Annotated in this window: 1 protein-coding gene; it reads right to left on the reverse strand. The window is 69.2% G+C overall.

Annotation, left to right across the window (positions count from 1 at the left end):
• On the reverse strand, positions 1-926 hold a 926-nt coding region (locus A5673_RS23050; protein WP_156748526.1), incomplete at both ends, for an HNH endonuclease signature motif containing protein.

Here is a 926-nt window from a genome sequence, read left to right on the forward strand (position 1 = left end):
TGTTCGGCGAGTCGGTTGTCGGGGCCGCAGGCCAGGGTGAGGTCGTCGATGTCGGTGCGGTGGTTGGCGGTCCAGCCGCGGATGTGGTGGACCTGGCTGTGGTAGGCCGGGGCGTCGCAGCCGGGTTTGGTGCAGCCGCGTTCCTTGCCGTAGAGCATGATCCGCTGGGCCGGTGAGGCGATGCGCTTGGTGTGATACAGGGCCAGGGATTTGCCGTCGTCGAAGATCGCCAAATAATGATGCGCGTGGCCGGCCCAGCGGATCACATCCGACATCGGCACCAGGGTGCCCCCGGCGGTGAGGGCTTTGCCGGTGGCGGCCTCCAACTCCTGCAGCGTGGTGGTCACGATGATCGACACGGGAAGCCCGTTGTGGCGGCCCAAGTCCCCGGAGGCGAACAGCCCGCGCAGCCCGGCCAGAAAGGCGTCGTGGTTGCGCTGGGCTTGGGAGCGCTGATCGCGGCGCACCGCATCGGCATCGGGGGCGACATCGACGATGGGGGTCAGGTCGTCGGGGTTGCAGGCGCCGGGGGCGCCGAGTTTGGCGATCAGGGCTTCGATGGCGGCGCGGAGTTCGGGGGTGATCAGCCCGCTGATCGGTGACATGCCGTCGTATTGCTGGGGGCCCAGGATGATGCCGCGTTGACGGGCACGCTCGGCGTCGCTGAGCTCCCCGTCGGGGTGCAGCACACCCATCAGGCGCTCAGCGTATTGGGCCAACTCGTCGGGACGAAATCCACGCGCCTTGCCGGCCAGGTCGGCTTCGGCGTGCGCCCGGGTGAACACGTCGATCTGGTCGGGCAGGTGGGTGACAAAGCCGCGGATCACTTTGATGTGCCCGTCGCCGATCAGGCCCTGGCGTTGGGCGGCGGCGGTGGCGGCCAGTTTGGGGGCCAGCGGTTCACCGGACAGGGCGCGGCGCTGGCC

Source organism: Mycobacterium sp. E3198 (assembly GCF_001667015.1).
Lineage (GTDB): Bacteria > Actinomycetota > Actinomycetes > Mycobacteriales > Mycobacteriaceae > Mycobacterium.